Origin of the sequence: Bradyrhizobium lablabi (assembly GCF_018131005.1) — a bacterium.
GTDB lineage: Bacteria > Pseudomonadota > Alphaproteobacteria > Rhizobiales > Xanthobacteraceae > Bradyrhizobium > Bradyrhizobium lablabi_D.
In genome coordinates this window covers 1-1,730 of record NZ_JAFCJK010000037.1, presented here as the reverse complement: position 1 = coordinate 1,730, position 1,730 = coordinate 1, and the positions used below count along the sequence as shown (strand labels likewise).

The window sequence follows — 1,730 nt, the reverse complement described above, 5'->3', positions numbered from 1 at the left end:
CGCTCAAGACCATTCCGCTCGAAGGCGACCCGGTTTCGCGGGAGGTGCGGCTACTGGCTGTGCAGGGGCGCCGCTACTCGCCGGCGCTGGACGCTTTCGTCAAGGTCGCGCGGCTTCGCGACTGGTCGTTCGAAGGCCCCGACCGGCGAGGGCGCCCGCATGACCACGACACGCACGCCGGCGGCCGACCGCTTCCAGCCGATCGATCCGCAGCCTGACGCCCTACCTTTGCGTTGGCCCGGCCTCCGGGTAGTCCGCCGCGAGCGGCACCGAGCTCAGCACTCAGCCCATCATAACGCGCGGCTATCGACTTCATGGCGTGACGTCATTTCCCATTCGCCGCGCGGAATCCCATGCTCCGGCGGTACCACGCTCATGCGGCGCACCATACCTGTCTTCTGCCGCGAACGCGGCGCGTCGTCGGGGCGCCTTGACATCGAGATCGACTACGTCGCGGCACTCTAGAAGCGAGATACGATCATGTTTTCAGTGATTTTCGAGGTCCTCCCCAATAAAGAGAACTGGGATGACTACCTCGACGACGCCAAGATGCTGCGCCCCGAGCTGGAGCAGGAAGAGGGCTTCATTGACAACATCCGCTACAAGAGCCTGACCCGCGAGGGCTGGATCCTTTCGCTTTCGAACTGGCGGGACGAGAAGTCGCTCGTCCGCTGGCGTACCCGCAGGCGCCATCACGAGGTCCAGCAGAAGGGACGCGACGAAATCCTCGCAGACTACCACCTGCGCGTCGGCCAGATCACTGCTGACAATCAAGTACCGCCGGGGTACGCCCTCACGGAGCAGAGGCTCGACGAGACCGAAGTCGGGGAGGGAACGACGGTCACGCTCATCAACGCGACTCGCCCCGCGGAGTGGAAGCAGACTAATAACCCGTACGATTGCGCCGAGTGGCTTGGCCTGAATCCGTGGGCCGCCGACACCACGTCATGGGACATCTTCGACGCCATACTTGCGCCCGGCGAGCTGATTCTCCTCATATCCTGGAAGGACGCCGCTGCAGCGCAGGCCTACGAGGACGCTTCCGAGCCGAATGACAAGGCCAGGGTCCGGAGAGTGCGGATCGTGCGTGACTACGGGAAATACGACCGACGCGAGGCGCCTCAGTACTACGCTGATGCCAAGGGCGGCGAAACCCTCCACGCCTGACATCGTTCCGTCGGGAAGGGCCGACGCCGACATCGGCATGAACGACAACGTCAGCGTCGGGCTCGCGGCGAGCCATGACGACGACTTGAGCAAGATTCCGATCCCGAACATCGACCGCGACTGGGGTGCCGCGAGGTAGTCAGCGAGCTCCACGGCGTTGCCTCAACGGCGATTCGAGCTGGACGTTGACCATGCCGGCCCGGTACGTCGTAGCCGCACGGCCGGACCATCGAGCATGCTGACAACAGCGTCGACTACACGCCGCGCGGCGACCCGTCCGAATTGATCCCGGTCCTCGTACGCTTCGCCGCGCACTAGCCCGGCTCTCAGAGGTTCCAGAAGGCGTGTCCGTGCGTCCAAATCAATAGACCGGGCCGTTCCAAGGCGTGCATGCAAGTTGCATCTAGGCCCCATGATTGCGACGTGCCTCGTCACGTCGTCGAGTGCAAAGGTTCGTCAGTATAGGCAACCGCACCTTGACGGAGAACAGAACAACCCATGGAGCTTCATCAAGTTCGCTACTTCCTCGCCGTCGCGTCCACGCTCAACTTCACCCGCGCGGC

The 1,730-nt window shown here is 63.7% G+C and carries 1 protein-coding gene and 1 pseudogene; both read left to right on the top strand.

Going from position 1 to position 1,730, the window contains the following annotated elements; genetic code table 11:
• Positions 1-218, top strand: a pseudogene (locus tag JQ553_RS34215) (LysR family transcriptional regulator); the annotation flags it as partial.
• Between the two features lie 262 nt (positions 219-480).
• On the top strand, positions 481-1,167 hold the full coding sequence (locus tag JQ553_RS34210) for an antibiotic biosynthesis monooxygenase (RefSeq protein WP_212504476.1): 687 nt from the start codon (positions 481-483) through the stop codon (positions 1,165-1,167).
• The last annotated feature ends 563 nt before the right edge of the window (positions 1,168-1,730 follow it).

Excerpts from the sequence above, each read along its gene's own strand:
- JQ553_RS34210 (WP_212504476.1), top strand. The coding sequence starts at position 481 with ATGTTTTCAGTGATTTTCGAGGTCCTCCCCAATAAAGAGAACTGGGAT.